Source organism: Citrobacter sp. RHBSTW-00671, from assembly GCF_014103415.1.
Lineage (GTDB): Bacteria > Pseudomonadota > Gammaproteobacteria > Enterobacterales > Enterobacteriaceae > Citrobacter.
This window is the reverse complement of record NZ_JABXPR010000001.1, coordinates 1,210,677-1,230,386: the sequence shown is the minus strand read 5'-3', so window position 1 is coordinate 1,230,386 and position 19,710 is coordinate 1,210,677. Positions and strand designations below refer to the sequence as shown.

Below are 19,710 nucleotides of genomic sequence, written 5' to 3'. Positions count from 1 at the left end.
GAAGATCCTTAGCGAGACACTGGCACAGTGTGAAATTGAAGGTCATCCAACAGAACATCAATACGTTGACGCTGCTGATAATAGCTGATGGATTGAAGCCCTAATGGCCTAAGTGCCTCCATCAACTCGGCGATCCCCGTTCCGGCATCACGAGGATCATGCGCATCGGATCCGATGGTCAATGGAACATTGTTCCTCAGTAATTTCTCCAGCAAAGCGCGGGAAGGATAGGACCATCTTCCTGCAATTTCTTTACCCGTCGTAGGATCAAGGCTGGATTTTCGCAGGCCCGAAGCATTCAGTTCATATGCAATACCGCTGCGTACGAGCGGCGCAATCAACGGTTCAAAGCGACGCAAAAACACATCCTCTGGGATTGCGCGCAGTAGCGTGTCAGCGTGCCCAACCGCATCAAACAACCGGCTTTCCAGCAACGCTTCAAGCTGAGCAAAGTACTTGTCCAGAAAGGAGTCTGCCGCTAACCGGGGTAGTTCCCAGACCTTCACCATCGGCTCATCGGCAACAGTGACGTAGTGAATTGAACCGATGACAAAATCCATTGGATAGCGGGCAAGTAATTGCCGGTTATAACGCTCAGTACCCGGCATATAATCGAGTTCCAGTCCGCGTAGCAGCGTGATCTCGCCTTTATAGGCCTGCTGCGCCTTATCAATATCGGTGAAATAGCTCTCCAGTTCCGATTCCAGCAAACGGTTCTGCGCATCCACAGGGAACGGAGCATGATCAGTGATGGTGAGTACCGTCACCCCCGCAGCAATCGAGGCACAAACAAGTTCGTCGATAGTACCTACAGCATGTTTCGAGTAGAACGAGTGGCAGTGCGAATCAATCATGCTGCCTTCCATTGTTCAAGCAACCCGGAATGCTTCCCCATCTCTTTGACCAGCCAGTAAGGATTATTGGCGGTCGCGATGATCGCGCGAAGCTGCGGAGTGTCTTCCAGCCGCGCCAGCAGTTCGGTTAACGGCTGGGTATATAACGCGCGCGACAAGGGATTATCCCGCACATGGCTCGCCAGATGATGCCAGTCGATCGCATCAGAATGGATATTTGCAACACGCTCGGTCTCAATACCGTACATAAACACATCGCCGTTGGGTTTAATTGTCACGTCCATGCCATTGGGCTGGGGTGCACGGTTCAGGCTGCCAAAGGTAAAAGGTTTATCCACTTTGGACTCAATCGCGGCAATATATCCCTGTAAGTCCAGATAACCCTCCGGCGTATCTCTTGCCGGATGAACCAGATTTTTGTAGTCGATGTTAAACGTGTCCGCACCTATTAATAATTTGTCTTCCAGTACGCTGACTGGCTTTATGCTGGCGTTAATTCCCCATGAGGCCAGTTCACTCACCAGATATTCGCGAGTGAAGGCCCGATCGATATCAATTGAGCGAAATGAAAAACTGAGCGATGACGGTTTTTTGCGCTGAACATAATCCAGGCTAAATCCATGTGCACGCCATTTTACTTTTTCAATATGGTGGCTATCTGAACTCAGGCGAATATTACAGGTATCACCATTGGCGGAGACAAGACGATTGATCTCATCAAAGATCTTTTCCATCTTCTCATGGCGAAAAAAACCGCTGGTGATAAACTCAAAGCTGTTGCCCCCTCGGGACAACGCCAGTAACTCATAAAAGGTATGAATGTTATTGAGCGGTTCACCTTCGCCACTCACGGAAATACGCTTTACGGATGGATCATTAATGAGCGCCGACAGGTTGTCACGTGCCTGCGTTGACAGCACCATACTCTTACCCGTTACGTGCTTATCCGCATACATGCAGAACGCACAGCCGATGCCGCAGATCTGGGTGATATCCACATAAAGCAAATGACCATGTAAGTCCATATATAATATTCCGCCATATTTTTGAAAAAAAATTCAATCTGGTACAAATCAAACTCTTTAGCAGTGTATGTTTCAAACACCAATTCTCTGCGTATATCTCCTCGGTGCCTTTGATGTATTTAGACAGGTTTCGGGTCCGATCCCAACAGAGCCTGCAGACGCGCATCGGCCTGCGCCCTGCCGTCCTGTAACATCGTTAGTACTGCATTGTCTTCCTGCTGGTGCTGCGCACCAAACAGATCTAATCGATCGAGCATATAGACCGTTAATACGGTACCAAGGCCGGTGACGCACCCCGTCAACACAGCCACTAGAGTAGTGATTAGCCCACCGGGCAGAACGGTAAGCAGCGCACCGAGAGTTTTGCTGAGGTACTCTTCAAGCAGTACGCCACCAATGACGAATGCGCCGCTGACGGCAATCTTCAGCCCTGCATCTAGTGCTTCAGCACGGCTTGTACCCTCTGGTCGCATCAGTACGGTTTTGGCTGCGCGGAACAGCGAAAAAACCCCTTCACGGATCATTCGCACTAGGCTGCGTGCGGTGGTGAAGAAAGTATTTATCAGCGTTGTCATCAAGTTACTAATGATCCCGCTTATGGCCCCGTAACGGAACGCCGTTAGCACGTTGCGCCAGTTATCGAGACAGCTCTTTGCCACCCGCCCAGCACGGATTTTTAACGCATCCCAAACATACTCCTGGTCCACCCCATCACAAAACCCGTTATGCCAGCTGTCGTGAACTTCCAACAACAGGCCGTCAACAAAATCCGTCAACACCAAGCCAATCGCCTGCTGTAGGCCCATTTTCCCCGCTTCGACAGCACTGGTTTTCAGTAAATATGCACCGAATTTCGCACTACCGTAGTAGCCCCAACGAAGACTGCTTTCATACTGCTTGCGCGCCACTTCATCCAGCTCGCGCAATTTTTCCTGATCGACGGCGTTCTGCTGTTTGTACTTCTCCAGTGCGTTCTGATCTTTTTTGCTCAGAGGCTCATTTTTGGCTTTCTCTTCCAACCGGGCAATTTTGGAATCGCGATCGGCGCGGTTTTTGTTCAACCAGGCGATGTACTCCTCTGCACTCTTTTGCAACTTCGATTCATTGATCGAGTGGTGCGTCTGATGCAGATTGGTTTTGTGGTTCGCCAGATCAGCTCCATTTGCTTCCGCCAGCCAAACCGCAGGGTCGTTATGGATTGAGGCGGCAGAAATAAGGTGATCCTGCTCCGCATCGGTATTCCTGCTCAGTGCCTGTCCGGTATAGGCATCCACTGCTTCGCCTGCATCCTGTTTTTTACTGTTTTCGGCGTTGGTCTTCTTGTAGTTGTCGTGCTTATGGTATGGATCACTGTTGTACTTACCGCGGCTTTCATAACGCACTTGCTCCTCTTCCGTGGCATACACCCCGGAGCGAACATTATGAATGGTATCGACATTCCCCCCCACCTTGTCCCATGCAGAGACAATACTCCCCAGCCCAAACGGACCAATAATGCTATGCAGAAGACGCTGTCGGCACTCAGCCAGCATCAATGTTGTTTGTTCCGTGCGCCACTTCTGTTGATACTGCCGAACTTGCTGATGTGCCTGCCAAACACTGACATCGGATACTGTAACGACCTCTTTTGTTGGTGATGGTATGAGCTCTCTTGTCTGTCGTTGACGCTGCTGGTTCAGACGCAATAAAAGTGTTTTTCTGTCCATAATCTCCCCTTAAAACACACCTGCACGCTGGCTAAATGCCTCACGAAGCACCGCCATTAGCTCAGCAGCCTCAGTTTCCTGAATACCTAACTCGAACGCCTGTTCAAGCGCAGTGTGGATATCAGGCGGATTGGCAATAAGACGATTAATTGTGGCTTGTAATATCGAGGAAAGATGCCCGCTCATCATCCCCAAGCAGCAGGTTTCGATATCGCTACGCACGTCAGACGACGCGATACCTTCCTCTTTAGCACAAGCAAAGGCAACAGCCAGCATTGCCTCACAACGTTTTTCAAAACGCTGAACTTCATCCATTTGTTTGAGGACCTTATCTGCATACTCTTCCGTCGTCTGCTGTTGCCCGGCCACTACTCCCTGCTCAAACGCCATATTGCGCTCACGCCTTACACTGGCTGCAGTAGAAAGTCCTACCATACGAAACATGTTCGCCACCCAGCTGTCAGCATCTTTCTCATCCTGCCAGCGATGATACTCCCACCAAACTTTATCGGCTTCCGGCGTAGCATGAATCCGTTGGCGAAGTAGTGCTACCTGAACGACTGCAGGGAGCGTAACGCGAAACGCTGGTCCCGCCAGATCTAGGGCGGTCCAAAGCCCAGTAATCACCCAGCCAATCGGCCCCAGGAAAGAAGCAGCCCCTCGCGCAGCCACAAACGAGGCTGCGGACATCACCACCGTCCGTCCGAGCAGTTGGCTGGCAAAGACGTTGGCAATTAACGATGCCAAGAGCAAACTTGAGAAGCGGCTAGACTGCAACTGCGTCATTAATTTTGCTTCTGGGAAAAGCATCGTACTACCCTGAGTAAGATCCATTTTTTCAAGCAGATTTTTGCGTTGAGCTTGGTCCATATCCGACCAAGCCTTGCGAGTAATTGCCGCCAGCACAGCTAGTTCGATACGATCAACGCTCCAGTCCGTCTCGTAGGTCGCGTCAAACTTGTCCGCCACATCGATCACCACGGTTTTCCACTCCGGGCCGCCGCCGCGAAACAGATTGACGACGGTATTGCCACCAAACTCGCACAGCTCATGGGCAATCAGATCGGCATACTGACTGTGTGCGGGATAATGGGATTTATAACGTGCTTTACTCTCAATACCGTTGCTGAACGCCTTCGTAATGTATTCCACCAGCGGGGCCAATTCGCTATCCGATGCATCGCGTAATACTGGCAGCAGTTGACGATCACCATTACTCATCATTGTTTTCCTGTTCTGTACTGACATTGTTTGATTCGCGTTTAATGTTGCTAATGGTGTTGCCAAAGGTGGCAAGAAAGCCATCAAGCATCGGGCTGTCGATGACCGTGGCGCTAAAATGCAGCCGCCCGTCTTCAAGCTCGCTGACCTGTTGATCCGCTGACAGTGGCGACTCCAGCAACAATCGCGCTCGCGCAGTTTCGAGGGTGAAATGAATGCGGATACTTCTCCCCTCGCCGAATCCGAAGCGTCCATCATCGTCGTAACGTTTGAGGTTAAAATCTGCGGGGCGTGCAAAGTGAAAGGTACTGCAGACCGCCGAGGTAATGCGGTTCAGGGCCAGACTGCGTTCGTTATCGTAGCCTTTAAAGCGGCAAACCAGATACAGCCGCGAGCCCTGTTGCGCTAGCCCGAGGGGCATCACCTCCGCCTGACGGCGAGTACCGTGAGCATTGCTGTAATCAATATTCAGCCAACGGTTGTGATAAAGCGCTTCACTGACCGCGTCAAACACGCCTTCCTGAATCACTGGTGGTAGGAGCGACTGGCTGGCAGCGACCACCCGCACCTTCTGCGACCATTCCCGCTCTCGCTGCGCCTGTTCGCTGTGGCTAAGAGTGTGTCCCGCTTGGCTAAAAAACGGCGAAAATGAAGCCATCAGATGCGCGGGTAGCAGATGCTTTAAATGCGCCTGCGCCATTTGCATCAGCAGCGATTCTGCTGGCGATAGCTGCGCCATGCTCAGGCCTCGCGAACCTGCCCGCCATCGCCAGCCATAGGGGCGGCAGCGATCATCACACTCTAGATCGAAGTGCTGGCTAAGGCGTTCAAGCTGGCGCTGAATGGTACGCACATTGCGCTCAATTCCCGCATCTGTAAGTTGCTGATGCAACTCTTGGGCGGTAATGCGCTGACTGCGCGGAATACGACGCAACAGCTCAAGAGAAAAAAACGTGGTATCGACGCTATTTGTTCGCTTTGCCATTACGGTTCCTGTAGCAGCACGCTGAATGTGTAACACACTTATATATATCAGATTTATCGGCAATAGCCGTCAATACTTAACCGGTTTATTCTCCACCAGATAACGACCTGAGTATGCTAGATGCATGCGACAGACTATGTCGCAATAATAAAAAAATCAGTGGAAAGACACGGCACGGTTATTGGCCATTAGTGATGAATTGCATCCCTTACTTATCCTTTCCAGTAACTTTGGGCGATAGCCTATGAGGGAAAATATTATAACCTGTTCTGCTTTAAGCTATTCAGGGTAATTCTCAGCCGGAGGATTACTTTTTGAAATGGGCAGAGCTGAGTCACATGCGAACGTCTGGCCCCACTGCCCGAACGGCAGGTTGGATGTCAGGATCATCGCGCTCTTCTCATAACATTTGGCGATATCTAGAAGAACATCTTGACGTCCTCCTGGCTGAACGGAAAATAGCCTATTTCATCGATGATAAACAGCTTTGGGGCCATGACACCGCGATTGAGTGTAATTTTGTAGGGACCCTGGCGCTGTCAAGTCGACAGCTGTAGCAGCAGGTCCGCTGCTGTTGTGAAATGAACCTTGATGCCCGCCCGTACTGCTTCGTAGCCCATGGCTATCGCCAGATGCGTTTTCCCCACGCCTGATTGCCCCAGCAACATGATGTTTTCGTTACACTCGATGAAGCTCAGGGATCGCAACGACTGGATTTGCTTTTGAGGGGCACCGGTGGCGAAGGCGAAGTAGTACTCCTCGGACGCCCTCACCGCCGGGAGCGCTGCCATCCTCATGTACATTGCCTGTTTACGCTGATAGCTGATATTTGAACGTTCAAGCCGGTTGTTATAAGCCGTATCGCTTACGTCTTGTTTTCTGAAAGGCTGCTACAGCTGCTACATGTAGCGGGTTGTAGCAGGGTTTGGATTCACGATTTAAAATTTCTTCGCTAGGGAGAGTGTTTTTTATGCGAGTAAGATCACATCTTTCCCGGCGCAACGGTTATTGGGTTGAGCACTATGCCTTACGAATAATTAGCCTGAGTATTGGCTTGTGCCAAAGTTGCGGTAACCGCTGTGGACATCCTTAGTTCTGGTTTTGGCCAAATACGCCAGTCGAACCAGGAAATTCCAGTAGACTGGGTTACGATCCAGTGCATCAAATCTGCTAAACCTGTAAACAGTATTTGGTGGAAATTCAGTTAATGCTGCGTAATCTGGGTAATCAAGCCCTAAAGCACTGCACCAGGCTTTCTGTATTCGGGTAGCCATATTGTCAGCATCGGGGTCCTGGTAATTCCCCAGGTACCCATAGACGTCTGCATTGAACAACAACACAAGGTGATAATGTGGGTGTACGCTTGTATCGCGTTCCCTGCACCATCCATAAGATGGTAATGTCGGATCTCCCGGTCTTCTGGACCGGTTATGATCTGCTCGTAACTGGCTTTTCAGTGACTCGTAGAAGCGAGTGATTGCCTGCTCATCATCCCGCTGGAAGCATATTGGTAGATCAGGCTCTCCTGGTACATGGGACTGAGCGAATCTCGAGTCAGTACGAATACCTAGTATTCGGTTATTCTTCATCAGTGTGCCGTAGACCATGTTAAGCAGTGGGTTGAGAATATTTAGGTCAATGGGTGATCTATACTTTCTGGAGGCTATTTCTACCAAGTCATGGATTTCTTCATTGGTAAGTGAATATTGTGATTCCATAATAATCCTTAAGTATGTAAATAATAATCTTTGGATAATGGGTAGCCCTCACGCTACCCACGTGATGTTGGATATAATTTCTGTAGGGGCGTTACTATTGATAAGTACTGATTAGGTATGGCACCTTAATTAAGGTATATTACATATACCACCTTAAAATCATGAATTGATCTCCCTAGTAATTTAAGTTGATGCCGCATGGTTATTGAACATTAGAACAAAAAAAATTTCCAGAAAGACTTTAGCTACTCTGAAGTTATTTATTCTTTGGCAACTTATTAAAGCCAATAGATCCGGATGAAATTAACGGTATGTTTAATGCTTTAGCCAAATCACTAGATTTCGCTTCTGAACCAGTAAATTTAACATAGTCAATTCCATCCTCTTTAAATAACTGTACCTTACCATCTTTTTCAAGTTCCTTTAAAACGGGTATCAGGCGCTCTATGTTCCTAAGAGAATTTGGGCCATCTCTACGAATGCTATGCCTCCTGAAGTCGAAAGACTTATTAGTGATAACATGTTCCTCAAGCCAAAATAACAATTTTTCTTTCTCGCTAGGTTTTCTGTTAGCGTCTACTTTTAAAATTAAATGAGTAGTACACCATTCGCTTATTTTAACTGCTGATAGAAAAGTATCCTTAGTAATTATTGATGATTCGGGTGTAATAAACATTTGTATTACTGCTGCAATTCTCGTAACTTGCTCCATAATTCTGGAACCAACATCATCATAGTGATGCAACTCCTCTCCTGGTTGCATGAGTTCTCTGATTCGTTTGTTGTGTGTATCCCATAACGCTTTCGCCTCTTCAGATAAAGTAATACAGATACGTTCTTCATTTTTTTCTCTACGCTCTATCCCGTCTTGTAAATGCTTAACGAGAATAGATAAAAAACCATCAAGCCCTGGCTCATCAGACCATGAACAGGCATCAGGGATATCGCACAGTTCAGGTATTTGCTCAAGATCGATTAATAATAAACGGGCTAAGAATCCTGAATTTCTTAACTTTTTTCCTTGCTTGTTTATAAAGTCGTTAAATAATGTAGGTTGCAGTAAAAGCAATATGGTCAGCCGGACATCATCAACATCATAGCTGTCGCGAGATGCTCTGCTGTCTGAGATTCGCCCTTCTCCCCAAAGAGAGTTTAGAACTGATATATCTCGAAAAAGGCTACTGTCAAACACCCCTCCTGCTTCATCAGAACCGAGCATTAATGACGGAGATCCCAGAGCTAATGTCTTTTTAAGTCCCTCGCTTGTCGAATCATTTTTAGTCAGATACTTTCTTACGGGTGCTACCGGTCCACTTTTCTGACATTCCTCCAGTGCTTCGCGTGTTTCAGCTACATTAACCTTCTGGCGAACAGCTTTGCTAAATTGCTTTTTAAGTTCTTTTAATTCCGTATCCCAAGATAATTTTTTCAGTTCATAAAGTTTTTCCTTTTCCAGAAAGATATTCTTCAGTTCCTTTTCCATTTGATGGATTGTTTCCATCAGTGCTTTGAATACTGTTGATTTCCTGCTACCTGAACGTGCTAATAAAAGGAGATAAAGTGATGTAAATGTTCTCCCGTTTTTAATCTGAACATCAAATTTATCCTGGCAGGAAAATGCCATTACCCCAAGTAATACGATTAAAATAAGTTCAGCGCGAGCTCCTGTTTTGTAATGTATGTAGCTTATTAACCGTTGCACAAAAGTAGGTAGTATCTGAAATTCAAGACAGAGCTCTTGATCTTGTTTAGATCTATTTATCTTAGACATACATTCATCGTGCCTCACTTTTAGAAATAATTAATGTTGTTCTAATAAATTTTTGATGACTATCTTTCATTTATCCAGTACAAAAGATCACTAAGCAACCAGCCACACGACTTCGCCCCAAGTGATTTACGTTGGGGAAACTTGCCAGCCTTTTCGAGCTTCCAGGCTGTCGAGCGAGAAATCGAAGTGATATACTGGCGCTCTTTTTCCCGGACCAGACGGTCACCTTTCTCACCGTAGACATGCAGAATTTGCTGCCGTTGTTCAGGGGTTGGAATGTTAGATGTTGTACTCATACTGCCTCCTTCGTTTCGACAGAGGCAGTTTGTACGATTCAAATCAAAATTTAAAGAAGATGGGTCCCCATTAAGCTAATGTCTATTGAGAACCTTATTGAGATATTTATTTAAAATGAAGTGATGCATACTTGAGAACAAGAGCATCAATATAGTTCACTAATTGCGACGATGTAATGCTCTGCTGTAATTGATAGCCGTCCCCCTCCTTGCTCAATAAATTAGCCAATTCTTTTGATGTACGATTTGCATGACCGTATTTAATAAGCAAATATATAACATTATCCTTTACTGTAGAAAGGCGACCATCCTCAACAGCTAAAGATAACTGTCCCTCTTCTATTAAAGAGTCGTTAACCCATCTAGATATACTTTTATCGCTAACATCCTTTAAGGATATATGACAGTCATTCCTCACCACATTCAATATATCAGCTGCGTTTAAACGATTAATTTTACCATCTTTTTCTGAAAAACTTATTTTAAGCAACATTAAAACAATAAAGCTTTGTATATAATAACCTTCCACTTCATGAATTTCATTTTCTTTAATTGTAAAAAATCGGGATAATTCTTGGCACCCAAAGTTATCAATATACAAGCATTCATGAGAGACAAAGATATTTTTATCAAAAATTAAATAATCCTTATCATCCCGACCAAAAACTTTAACCTCTTCTGGAATTTCATCCCACAATTCATTAGCATTTTTAAGATTGTAATTATCTTTTACCAAGTGAGTGGTGTTGGTAGGCTGCAGTCGCCAAAAGCCACTAGCATATCCATTGTAAACATATTTATAAAAACTACTCCTATTGAAATTTGTATCCTCTTTTATTTCAGATTGAGCGCAAGGTATGAAACTCCTTGTGGCAGCCTGTGGGCTTTTTTCATGTTGATAGAAGTCTCTACCAACACTGATGTCAAAAGTATCGTAGCGGTGTTCTTCTTTATTAGCATAACGATTGATTCGACAGTATTCTGAACGAAGATTAACATACAAGTTAATTTTATTGTCCAGCCATGTGGAAATGATATCCTCTAGTCTCACATGAAATTTTTTAGAGAAGTCACCAGCACTACATAAACCATCAGGGATATTCAGCTGCTCAGGAATTTTAAAAAGATCAGTAGCATCGAAAAAATTGGAATTGGAATTGGAATTGGAATTGGAATTGGAATTGGAATTGGAATTGGAATTGGAATTGGAATTGGAATTGGAATTGGAATTGTTTTGCATTTATCACCACCAATACATTAACCTTATATTTTACAAGGCATTGTATCAAAATGGAGCGATAAATTTAAAAAATATTTAACGAAAGGACAGAATTTTCATCATTTCAAGCTAAGAGAAGCACGGTACTACTCTACGAGTAGTGCCGGTATTCACAACTTTCTCCTAACTGATAACAGCCTTGCGGGCAGTTCCCTTCCGAACTAGAATCAGTGCAGCAAAACGAGGGCTTCAAAATGACAAAAAAAACAGTACACAGCCAGATCACTAAAACTCAAATCTATCGTTCTGTTGCCAGCTCAACCGCAATAGAAACCGGTGTTTCTGTGCAAAAAATTGAGCAGCAACTCAAACAAAATCAGGCACAGGCGAAAGCCGTTGGCCTCGCCCGTTAATCTGGCAAGATGTCGCTCACTAGTTGCTTCATAGGGCTGTAGTTCCCTGATACACCTGCCTGTATTGCCTTAAAGTAAAACGCCTTGTGCACATCCCACAGGCTGTAATCAAGTAAGCCCTTCCCTGCCAGAACCGACAGCACATCACAAAGTAGCCGCGACAGACGCCCGTTACCTTCTCTGAAGGGGTGGATCAAAATAAACTCCACATGGCATTCAGCCAGATAACTTACCAGCTCCAGACGAGCCAGGGATTTGAGTTCACCAGACCGAGAAAGAAACTGCTTCTCGAAGCCATCAAGCAGCAGCGGAATCCTGTCGGCAGCCGCAAACTGAAAGCCATCCTTAGTTAGGTTGGCATTACGCAGCCTCCCCGCCCAGTCGTACACATTCCCCAGCCATTGGCGATGCCACCTGCTGATGTGCTCAAAAACCAGCGCCTCAGGCGGCTGGCTCTCAATAAATAGATGCTCATACAGCATCAGCAGCAAGCCAGACTCCAGCGTATCCATTTCCTGTTCATCAATGATTCCCAGCTTATTAGCCAGCACCAAGTCCCCAGAGCCCGGCTGATACCGTTCTTCCGCTGAATTAAGCTCATATTTTGACAAGCTTTTACCTCCGCCCAAACAAGTTAACAACGTTGTTTTCCTGCTGCCGTTGATAGTTATTAACCCGATCTTCCCAGATCTCAAGCGCCCTGCGCTTTTCAGTCAGATAATCATAGTGGTCATAGTGTTTCGAGCTGACGTCATTTAAAGCGTGTGAATCGCCACAGATAATCTAGACACTTCCGAGCCGCTGATAATATTGGTTTTCGTATTCAGTTGGTGGCATATGATCACTCGAACCATGCCGACGCTTACTGTTATAAAACATTTCGATGTAATCAAAAATATCACCGCGAGCTTCTTCTCGCGTTCCGTAGATCTTTTTCTTTATCCGTTCACGTTTCAGTAGCTGGAAAAAACTTTCTGCGACTGCGTTGTCATGACAGTTACCGCGACGGCTCATACTGCCCTCCAGCCCGTGTGATTTCAGGAACGACTGCTACTCATAGCTTGTGTACTGACTGCCTTGATCAGAATGAACCAGCATCTGCTTTTGAGGATTACGTCGCCACACGGCCATCTGAAGTGCATTCAGGACAATATCCTTTGTCATCCGGGGCTGCATTGACCAGCCAATAACTTTGCGCGAGAACAGGTCAACAACCACAGCCAGATACAGCCAGCCTTCGTGAGTCCGGATGTAGGTGATGTCCGTTACCCAACGCTCATCCGGTGCTTCCGGGTTGAACTGCCGCTGGAGCCTGTTGGGCGTACGATGCTGGTTTCACCCTTACGTGCCCGTGGGCTACGGTACCCGACCTGAGCCCTTATCCCGGCACGCTTCATCAGTCGCCAGACACGGTTAACTCCGCACTGTTGTCCGGTATCCCGCAGGTCGAGGTGGATCTTGCGATAACCATAAACGCAACCCGACTCGAGCCAGAACTGCTTTATCAGCCCCGTCAGCCTCAGGTCAGCATGATGCCGCCGTGAATCCGGCTGCTGAAGCCAGGCGTAAAAACCACTCGGATGCACATCCAGCACCCGACAAAGCAGTCGGACAGGCCAGCAATGGGTGTTGTCACGGATAAAGGCGTACCTCAGTCGGACAGCTTTGCGAAGTACGCCGCTGTAGATTCAACCTGTCAACGCAACACCCTTTTCAATTATCTCTTTCGGTGTTTTGAACTTCAGTGTCTTTCTCGGCCTGGTGTTTAGTTGCGCTGCAACCTGATCCAGCTCCTGCTGTGTGTATTGAGCAAGGCATGTTTTTTTGGGGAAGAACTGTCGTATTAGTCCATTCGTATTTTCGTTGGTGCCTCGTTGCCAGGGACTTTGAGGATCGCAAAAATAAACTTTCACTCCCGTGCTGCTGCTAAATTCCAGATGCCTGGCCAGCTCCATTCCTCTGTCCCACGTCAATGATTGCCTGAGTTCGGGCGGTAAGCTCAGGAATTTTTCAGTAAGAGCCTGATTCACTGAAACAGCATCTTTCCCCTTTAACCTGAGAATAAGCGTATAGCGCGATTTACGATCTACCAGAGTGGCAATATGCGAGTTTTTTGTGCCCGAGACTAAATCCCCCTCCCAGTGTCCAACAGAGCGCCTGTTATCAATATGCCGCGCGCGCTCATGGATTGGCGTGCCATTCACGATATTGATTGTTCCTCTTTCCCCTTTGCGGGTGTGGCGTCGCCCATGCCTCAGGCTGTGCGAACGCCGCAGATGCTGAATATTCAGGTGGTGCAGAGCTTCACGACAACGAAAGTACAGCGTCTTATAAATTGTCTCAGCTGATATTCGCATCGTTTTCTGACGCGGCTTCGTTCGTTTTAACCATCCCGAAATTTGCTCCGGAGACCACTTTAATTCCAGCTTTTCCAGAACAAGGTCCCTCAGCGGCTCATTCTGATCCAGCAAACACGGTTTGGGACGTTTAGCCATCCTGTTGGCGCGATTATTAGCATCAACAGCTTTGTAATAGCGCCTGCCACGATTACGCTGGACTTCTCGCGAGATCGTCGAAGGAGAGCGTCTTAATGCAGTAGCAATCGCCCGAATACTCATTTTGGCTGACAGGCCAGCGCGTATTTCCTCACGTTCAGACAAGGTCAGGTGTGCGACGGCCCGCTTACGCTCATTGGGTTTTATGCCGCCGGTGTCCCTCAACATGGTGAAAATAGTTCCGGGTTTTGAATCCAGAATCTTAGCTATTTCACTAAATCCTGTCCCACTCTTCCACAAGTCGAAAACGAGCGATTTTTCTTTTGCTGTAAATGTACGTTTCATCAAACGATCCTCCGCAACCACATGTTTTCACATGGTTGTTGCGTTGACCAATTGAATCTACAGCGGCTTTTTTTAATATGTCCCGTTCGTCGGTAACCCGCTTCAGCTCTTTCTGGAGGCGTCGGATCTCGGCCTGAGCGTCTGACTGGACTCTATTGGTTGAGGAATCCGGGCCATATGCCTTTATCCAGGCATAAAGACTATGGGTGGTGATACCGAGACGTGTTGCCACGCTGGAAACAGAATGGCCGCGATCAACAACCTGTTTTACCGCTTCAATTTTAAACTCTTCGGGATAACGCTTACCGCTCATGGGCACCTCTCTTTAAGTCATCTTAAATGACTCTGAGGTGTCTGTTAAACCTGTGGCGATTCAGTTGACGATTTCATGCACTCATATGTTCAAAAAATAACGCCACTGAAGGATGACTTTCACAGCCAACTACTCGTTAGCAGCAGAACGCAACAAGCAGCGCTGACTGTGCACTGACTGCGGTAGTACACTTTCCGAAATTTTTTTACTCAAGTGACCAAGCCACAGGCCGATAACACCTAAAGTTATATTTCACATGATTATCAATATGATAATTTTTCAGGGACAAGACAGCCCTGGTTTAACGGAACTTAAACATCTCTCTATGAATGAAGATCTTATGTCAGCGCACAGTAACAATTCAGCACCGTTTAGACAGCCGTTATCTCCACAAGATGACGACGAAAATGGAAAAAAAAATATACCGACAGACCCGAGATTTACTCTCGATAAAGATGTCATCTTATCCCAGACCACCCGCTCCTCTCTTGATGAATGCATGGCTCGTCTGCGTTTTCATACAACGATCTACCAGGAATGGAATTTTTCAGTCGTTGATCCTATGGGGTCGACGGCGATACTAAATTTTTATGGCCCTCCCGGCACCGGGAAAACGCTTTGCGCCGAGGCACTGGCTGGACAGTTACGAATGCCCTTTATTGCTCTTGGTATTGCAGAACTGGAAAGCAAGTTTATGGGAGAAACGGCTAAAAATATCCAGGCTGCTTTTGCGCAGGCTAAGGAAACCGGAGCGCTGCTCTTTTTCGATGAAGCCGACACGTTACTGGGGAAACGACTCTCCTCTGTCACACAAGGCGTTGATAATGAAGTTAATGCGATGCGCTCTACGTTACTGATCGAGCTGGAGCGTTTTGACGGCATTGTAGTTTTCGCGACTAATTTCGCACGTAACTATGATGAGGCGTTCCGCAGCCGTATTGGCTATCACGTTGAATTTACGCTTCCTGATCTTACAGCCCGTTACCATCTCTGGAACAAATTCGTGGTTGCTGAAATTCCACTCGCAGAAGAAAGAGAAACTCTTCTCACCGCCGCAAGCGAACTATCCGAAGGACTGGCAGGACGAGAGATCCGTACCTGTATGCGTCTGGCACTGCCTAAAGTGCTGCTGGAAGCAGAACGCACCGGAGAGACTGCACAACTTAACATCGCTCATTTACGGAGTGCGATAGAACAAGTTTTGGCCTCCCACCAAGCGATAGCCAATCATTCGGGACGTACAGCCAGTGAAGTCAACACAGCAAAAAAATTATTAGGTATCCAATAAAAACAACAGGAGAAGATTATGGGTTTCTGGTCAAGTGTCGGCAGTTTTTGCAGCAGCGTAGCAAGTGGATTGGCAAGCACTGCCAGCCGGGTATGGAATGGTATTAAAGAAACCGCAGCTAAAACCGTTTCCTGGATGGCAGAGAAAGCTGAGACCTTTGTGGGAAGTGTAAAGAGCATCTGGGAAAAGGTGAAGCCATTTATCAGTAATGTGATTCGCCCTATCGTGCAAAACGCAGCAAAATTAGCTGAAAAGATGTTGCCACAATTCCCGTGGGTGGGTGGCGCTTTGAAAGCGCTGGATAAAGCGTTGGGGCTGTTGGTCGAATGGGATAAGAGTGATCTGGCGAAACGTATTGGCAAGGCCATTGAGTGGGCAATTAATAAAGCCAAACAACTTAAAGATTTGTTTCTTACACCTGAAGAAATGGATGAGGCCAGTGAGCATGAGCAAGCTTTACGCGAAGCGCGTAACCAGATGCGCGGGGAAGCAGCGAGTGCTGTTGATCTGGCGAGCCTGATTACCTTATATGCCCAACTCTCAACGCGTATTAAGGACGTCCTGGATAACATTCAGATCAACGATTTCGAACATTATCTGCGGTTACGCGCTTCGCAGAAGTTACTGAAAGATACTGAGCAGCATCTTACGCGTGCGCAGGACATTGATACGATAACCGATGACGACCTGTTTCTTATTGAAACTGGCAACGAATTGCTAAAACCTAACCCTCAGTTGAGCGATGAGGCAACGCAACGCCTGGATCGTGTTGTGATGGCGCGTTTTGGCAAGAAACTTATCCCCTTCGTGTTCGAAGAAATGATAATGGCCTGGGGGTATAACCTGCAGGATATGGAAAATGAATGGAAATCGCTGAATGACGGTCTGTCGAAAGAACAAGTACTTCTGCGACGTCTACAGATTGGCCAGCGCCTTGGTGATCTTCAGGAAGATGAAGTACCAATGCTCAACGACCTGGAAGCTCGTTTACCAGTGCAACAGGCTGAGATGGAAACAAAACGCAAACGAACCAATGAAATGCGTAATTATGTTTTTGCAGCAGAAGGATTTCTGCAAATGCTAGAAAAAGAGCCTGAAGAATTTGCTGACCAAGAATATTTGATGGAAGACAGCAGCACGGTTGGGATGATTATTATTGAGTGTGCTCAGTTTGGTAAGCGTTGGGAAGAACTTAATACCGAGCAACAAAGCTTAATTATCGATTTTGCCAATATCTTTGAAAAAGCCAGCCGCGCACGTGCAAGCAAGCTTGTCGAGGTGGCAGCATGACGTTTCATGAATTTTTTGCCTTTATATTGCCGGAATTCGACGTCATTCAGATGCTGTTTGGCGGCACAATGCTTTTTTTAGTTTTACTGACGATTGGTTTATTGCTCTGGCAGGCAAATCAGCGCTTTTGGGACAGAAAATGGCAAGGTGATGCACTGAATAATGGGGCAGACCATCTCGATGTTGATCATGGTTCAGTCAACGAAATCAGCGCAGCAGTTGCCAGTCCAGCAGAAAAAATGGCCGATATCATGCCGGGCATTTTGTTAATTTTAGGGTTGCTAGGCACTTTCCTCGGTCTGGGAATTGCCCTTAATAAAGCATCGGATATTTTGATTGATGCTAACTCCGCAGGCATGGATAACGCCATGTCGAATCTGATGGGGATGATGGAAGGGCTGGGGACGAAATTTAAAACGTCGACATGGGGGATCATGGCGTATCTGATCCTTAAAGCCTGTGCTGCTGGGTTAGGATATGACGAGAAGCGTTTACGCTGGTGCGCACAGCAGATGAAGCAAGTGTTCGACCAGTCACGAGAGCAAAAGCGCGCTGAACATAAAGAGACCCAGTTACAGTATCTGGCAGCATTACAGGGTTTGAACGACAGAATGCAGGTGGAAAGCGAAGCCACACGGCAGTTGCTGAGCAAGTTCTCTTCAGGTATGGAGTCGTTTTTACAGCCCCTGATTGAGCAGGGCCATGCTGCCGCACAACAACGCAAAATACAGGAAACATATCTGGAACAATTGACAGATATATCCCGTAGTACTCAGCAGCAACATATCGATGGATTGCAGCACGTATGCAACAGTATTCACGAGGAAAGCGAAAATTCCCGGCAAGTTAACCATTCACACCATGCCGAGGTAGCCGCGATATATATGAGGATCGCCGGTCAGGGTGATAACGCTGAACAACAGCGTATTAACCAAAATGAGCAATTGGTAAAACTGCAAGACCTCTTGCATGAAATTCAAAACAATATCGTTAAGGGTACCAAAGATCAGTCTGTGCAAGGGCAACAACAGATAACAGAGTTAACGACGACCCGAGAATCGTTACAGCACTTCATTAATACCAACAGTAGTAACCTGTCTGCCATTCAACATTCAGCCGAAAAAATGTCATCGGCAGCACAAGAAATGGGGGATTCCGCCGGTGATTTGCAACAGGTTATCGGTGATTTCCGTACAGGCATTACCGATATGTTAGGTACGGTTAAAACCGATCTTGGTTCCACTATCTCCCAAATGGGCGAAAGTTTTAGCCAGAATATGGAATCGATATCCACCAGTATGGCAAATGCAACAGATGGCATTTCCAGTGCAGTTACCGACCTTTCTCAAAACGTTGGCACCACAATGAGTGAAGTTCGAATTTCCATCGATCAATCGATGAAAACTCAGCGTGATGCGCAGCGTGAATTTATGATCACCAGTGAAACTTTAAATGAAAAAGTGATCGCTATGACAAAACTGGTTGATGATTTGCGTGAGCAAATAGTTAACGGACTAACAGCGGTATCCAGCAGCAATCGGCAAGTAGCCAGCCTGAACAACCGTTATGCGGAGATGACGACATCAGGTGAAAGAAATGCAGATGCGATTGAAACGCTGGTGAATCAACTCCAGCTCATGCAGAAAGAGAGCCCTCTTCAGCCGGGAATGGACAGGGTCACTGCAGGTGTCGGTAAACTGGTGCACAGCATTGAATCATTACGTGATGAAATGCTGAGTAATACTGATGCCTCTGCTGCACTTTCTTCGCTCGATGACAGATTGATCCGTTCTCTGGAAGAGCTGGGAGGGATTCGTAAAATGCTGTCACCGCCAGAACGGAACCACCTGGTTCAGCAAATTGAAAAAAGCCTGACGCCACTTGCCAATACATTACAACATATCGACCAAACGTTATCGACCATGAACATCGTTAATGATGCAGTCTGAGGTGCTCACTCATGAAAGATAAACCTAATGAGTGGGTCTCGATCTCCGACCTGATGTCGGGAGTAATGGCTGTAGTTATGTTACTGCTGGTGATGTCTGTACTACAGAAAACATGGTCAGATATTAAGCATAAGCAGGAAATGGAACAGGGAGTCAATGCCCAGCGAGCCCGGGTAGGGGAAATGTTGGGAAGTATTAAAACCACACTTGATGGAACGGCAAATGAAGGCTTAGTTGCGCTGGATGTCAACTCGCAAAAAATTACGTTGCGTGATGGAGTTTTCAATCGCGGCAGCGCCTGCATTGCATCTCAGGCAAGCCAGGCATTGGCGACGATTGAAACGCAGGTCGTCAGATTTCTTACCGAATTTAGAAGCGGACAAGTTTATATTGAAGGGTATACGGATAATCTTCCAGTTACCCGTCCGGTGACTAACTTTGAAAGTTTCTGCACTGTCTATGACGATAATTTTACCTTATCGGCAGCGCGTGCAAGAGAGGCGCGTAAATTTATAGTTGGCGATCTTGCTCAGGCTTTTGCACGCCGAGTGATTGTTGCCGGATATGGTGACTCGCAGCCTATTCCCGGTGTTGCACCGGAAGATGCTCGTCAGCGTCGCATTGAAGTTCGGTTCGTGTTGCCAGAAAAGTAGTATTACCTAGCGTGATATTAATCGGAGTGTCTACGTGCTAAAGGCGAGAGCCTGTGCCGCCTTCAATATACTGCCATTTATTAGACGTGACCGCTCAGGCGGTCACCGAAATAAAGAAGAAAGTCTCGTATAGCCCTCCGCCAGTATCTCGGCGGCATCGCAATTTTTT

The 19,710-nt window shown here is 46.7% G+C and carries 16 protein-coding genes and 4 pseudogenes; 5 read left to right on the top strand and 15 right to left on the bottom strand.

The annotated features are described in order from the left end of the window. Nucleotides 1–8: 8 nt before the first annotated feature. The 10 genes and pseudogenes from HV261_RS05935 to HV261_RS05890 all read right to left on the bottom strand — a co-directional run bounded on the left by HV261_RS05935 (nucleotide 9) and on the right by HV261_RS05890 (nucleotide 10,816). Nucleotides 9–854, bottom strand: coding sequence for a histidinol-phosphatase (locus tag HV261_RS05935; RefSeq protein ID WP_043082420.1), 846 nt, complete (start codon nucleotides 852–854; stop codon nucleotides 9–11). Beyond that, nucleotides 851–1,879: an Ophion anti-phage phosphatase OpnB gene (gene opnB / locus HV261_RS05930; protein WP_043082422.1), complete on the bottom strand. Its 1,029-nt coding sequence runs from the start codon at nucleotides 1,877–1,879 to the stop codon at nucleotides 851–853. Before opnB ends, HV261_RS05935 begins: the two co-directional genes overlap by 4 nt. A 119-nt stretch (nucleotides 1,880–1,998) precedes the next feature. After that, nucleotides 1,999–3,585, bottom strand: coding sequence for a membrane protein (locus tag HV261_RS05925; protein WP_048218651.1), 1,587 nt, complete (start codon nucleotides 3,583–3,585; stop codon nucleotides 1,999–2,001). 9 nt (nucleotides 3,586–3,594) lie between these two features. Then, complete coding sequence (locus HV261_RS05920) at nucleotides 3,595–4,809, bottom strand: YaaW family protein (protein ID WP_059444737.1); 1,215 nt, start codon at nucleotides 4,807–4,809, stop codon at nucleotides 3,595–3,597. Continuing rightward, on the bottom strand, nucleotides 4,799–5,791 hold the full coding sequence (locus HV261_RS05915) for a helix-turn-helix transcriptional regulator (protein ID WP_059444736.1): 993 nt from the start codon (nucleotides 5,789–5,791) through the stop codon (nucleotides 4,799–4,801). The genes HV261_RS05920 and HV261_RS05915 overlap by 11 nt, the downstream gene beginning before the upstream one ends. A 279-nt stretch (nucleotides 5,792–6,070) precedes the next feature. Next, a pseudogene (locus HV261_RS05910) lies at nucleotides 6,071–6,582 on the bottom strand (ATP-binding protein). 246 nt (nucleotides 6,583–6,828) lie between these two features. After that, entirely contained in the window at nucleotides 6,829–7,509 is a 681-nt protein-coding gene (locus HV261_RS05905) for an inovirus Gp2 family protein (RefSeq protein WP_048218655.1), read from the bottom strand. A gap of 256 nt (nucleotides 7,510–7,765) precedes the next feature. Then, nucleotides 7,766–9,280: a YfjI family protein gene (locus tag HV261_RS05900; RefSeq protein WP_059444734.1), complete on the bottom strand. Its 1,515-nt coding sequence runs from the start codon at nucleotides 9,278–9,280 to the stop codon at nucleotides 7,766–7,768. 59 nt (nucleotides 9,281–9,339) lie between these two features. Beyond that, nucleotides 9,340–9,576 carry a helix-turn-helix transcriptional regulator gene (locus tag HV261_RS05895; protein WP_048218657.1) on the bottom strand — a complete coding sequence of 79 codons (237 nt, stop codon included), beginning with the start codon at nucleotides 9,574–9,576 and terminating at the stop codon, nucleotides 9,340–9,342. A gap of 106 nt (nucleotides 9,577–9,682) precedes the next feature. Further along, nucleotides 9,683–10,816: a hypothetical protein gene (locus HV261_RS05890; RefSeq protein ID WP_326929128.1), complete on the bottom strand. Its 1,134-nt coding sequence runs from the start codon at nucleotides 10,814–10,816 to the stop codon at nucleotides 9,683–9,685. Nucleotides 10,817–11,049: 233 nt separating this feature from the next. On the opposite strand from HV261_RS05890, the gene HV261_RS05885 reads away from it, so the two are divergent. Further along, entirely contained in the window at nucleotides 11,050–11,208 is a 159-nt protein-coding gene (locus HV261_RS05885; protein WP_102016203.1) for a hypothetical protein, read from the top strand. On the opposite strand, the gene HV261_RS05880 is transcribed toward HV261_RS05885, so the two are convergent. The 5 genes and pseudogenes from HV261_RS05880 to HV261_RS05860 all read right to left on the bottom strand — a co-directional run. Continuing rightward, on the bottom strand, nucleotides 11,205–11,819 hold the full coding sequence (locus HV261_RS05880) for a Fic/DOC family protein (protein WP_181498635.1): 615 nt from the start codon (nucleotides 11,817–11,819) through the stop codon (nucleotides 11,205–11,207). The two genes, HV261_RS05885 and HV261_RS05880, sit on opposite strands and share 4 nt — an antisense overlap. 4 nt (nucleotides 11,820–11,823) lie before the next feature. Continuing rightward, nucleotides 11,824–11,976: pseudogene (locus tag HV261_RS05875) on the bottom strand (tyrosine-type recombinase/integrase); the annotation flags it as partial. A gap of 15 nt (nucleotides 11,977–11,991) precedes the next feature. After that, nucleotides 11,992–12,884 (bottom strand): annotated as a pseudogene (locus HV261_RS05870) (IS3 family transposase); the annotation flags it as partial. A 12-nt stretch (nucleotides 12,885–12,896) separates the two neighbouring features. Then, nucleotides 12,897–14,048 carry an IS30 family transposase gene (locus HV261_RS05865; protein ID WP_045261367.1) on the bottom strand — a complete coding sequence of 384 codons (1,152 nt, stop codon included), beginning with the start codon at nucleotides 14,046–14,048 and terminating at the stop codon, nucleotides 12,897–12,899. A 64-nt stretch (nucleotides 14,049–14,112) separates the two neighbouring features. Continuing rightward, a pseudogene (locus tag HV261_RS05860) lies at nucleotides 14,113–14,361 on the bottom strand (transposase); the annotation flags it as partial. A gap of 256 nt (nucleotides 14,362–14,617) precedes the next feature. Here HV261_RS05860 and HV261_RS05855 point away from each other — a divergent pair. Genes HV261_RS05855 through HV261_RS05840 form a run of 4 tightly spaced genes read left to right on the top strand, consistent with a single transcriptional unit; the run spans nucleotide 14,618 to nucleotide 19,541 of the window. Continuing rightward, the gene (locus HV261_RS05855; RefSeq protein ID WP_227675402.1) at nucleotides 14,618–15,649 is read left to right on the top strand and encodes an ATP-binding protein; all 1,032 of its coding nucleotides are present in this window, start codon (nucleotides 14,618–14,620) and stop codon (nucleotides 15,647–15,649) included. Nucleotides 15,650–15,667: 18 nt separating this feature from the next. After that, nucleotides 15,668–16,939, top strand: a complete 1,272-nt coding sequence (locus HV261_RS05850; RefSeq protein WP_049121186.1) for a hypothetical protein — start codon at nucleotides 15,668–15,670, stop codon at nucleotides 16,937–16,939. After that, nucleotides 16,936–18,888, top strand: a complete 1,953-nt coding sequence (locus tag HV261_RS05845; RefSeq protein ID WP_063923221.1) for a hypothetical protein — start codon at nucleotides 16,936–16,938, stop codon at nucleotides 18,886–18,888. The genes HV261_RS05850 and HV261_RS05845 overlap by 4 nt, the downstream gene beginning before the upstream one ends. Nucleotides 18,889–18,899: 11 nt before the next feature. Next, on the top strand, nucleotides 18,900–19,541 hold the full coding sequence (locus tag HV261_RS05840) for an OmpA/MotB family protein (RefSeq protein WP_049121188.1): 642 nt from the start codon (nucleotides 18,900–18,902) through the stop codon (nucleotides 19,539–19,541). The last annotated feature ends 169 nt before the right edge of the window (nucleotides 19,542–19,710 follow it).

Bases quoted from the DNA above. Each gene is read 5' to 3' on its own strand.
- HV261_RS05845 (WP_063923221.1), top strand. From the start codon at position 16,936: ATGACGTTTCATGAATTTTTTGCCTTTATATTGCCGGAATTCGACGTC.
- HV261_RS05915 (WP_059444736.1), bottom strand. From the start codon at position 5,791: ATGGCAAAGCGAACAAATAGCGTCGATACCACGTTTTTTTCTCTTGAG.
- HV261_RS05855 (WP_227675402.1), top strand. From the start codon at position 14,618: ATGATTATCAATATGATAATTTTTCAGGGACAAGACAGCCCTGGTTTA.
- HV261_RS05925 (WP_048218651.1), bottom strand. From the start codon at position 3,585: ATGGACAGAAAAACACTTTTATTGCGTCTGAACCAGCAGCGTCAACGA.
- HV261_RS05885 (WP_102016203.1), top strand. From the start codon at position 11,050: ATGACAAAAAAAACAGTACACAGCCAGATCACTAAAACTCAAATCTAT.
- HV261_RS05935 (WP_043082420.1), bottom strand. From the start codon at position 854: ATGATTGATTCGCACTGCCACTCGTTCTACTCGAAACATGCTGTAGGT.
- HV261_RS05900 (WP_059444734.1), bottom strand. From the start codon at position 9,280: ATGTCTAAGATAAATAGATCTAAACAAGATCAAGAGCTCTGTCTTGAA.
- HV261_RS05890 (WP_326929128.1), bottom strand. From the start codon at position 10,816: ATGCAAAACAATTCCAATTCCAATTCCAATTCCAATTCCAATTCCAAT.
- HV261_RS05905 (WP_048218655.1), bottom strand. From the start codon at position 7,509: ATGGAATCACAATATTCACTTACCAATGAAGAAATCCATGACTTGGTA.
- HV261_RS05865 (WP_045261367.1), bottom strand. From the start codon at position 14,048: ATGAAACGTACATTTACAGCAAAAGAAAAATCGCTCGTTTTCGACTTG.
- HV261_RS05850 (WP_049121186.1), top strand. From the start codon at position 15,668: ATGGGTTTCTGGTCAAGTGTCGGCAGTTTTTGCAGCAGCGTAGCAAGT.
- HV261_RS05920 (WP_059444737.1), bottom strand. From the start codon at position 4,809: ATGATGAGTAATGGTGATCGTCAACTGCTGCCAGTATTACGCGATGCA.
- HV261_RS05840 (WP_049121188.1), top strand. From the start codon at position 18,900: ATGAAAGATAAACCTAATGAGTGGGTCTCGATCTCCGACCTGATGTCG.
- opnB (WP_043082422.1), bottom strand. From the start codon at position 1,879: ATGGACTTACATGGTCATTTGCTTTATGTGGATATCACCCAGATCTGC.
- HV261_RS05895 (WP_048218657.1), bottom strand. From the start codon at position 9,576: ATGAGTACAACATCTAACATTCCAACCCCTGAACAACGGCAGCAAATT.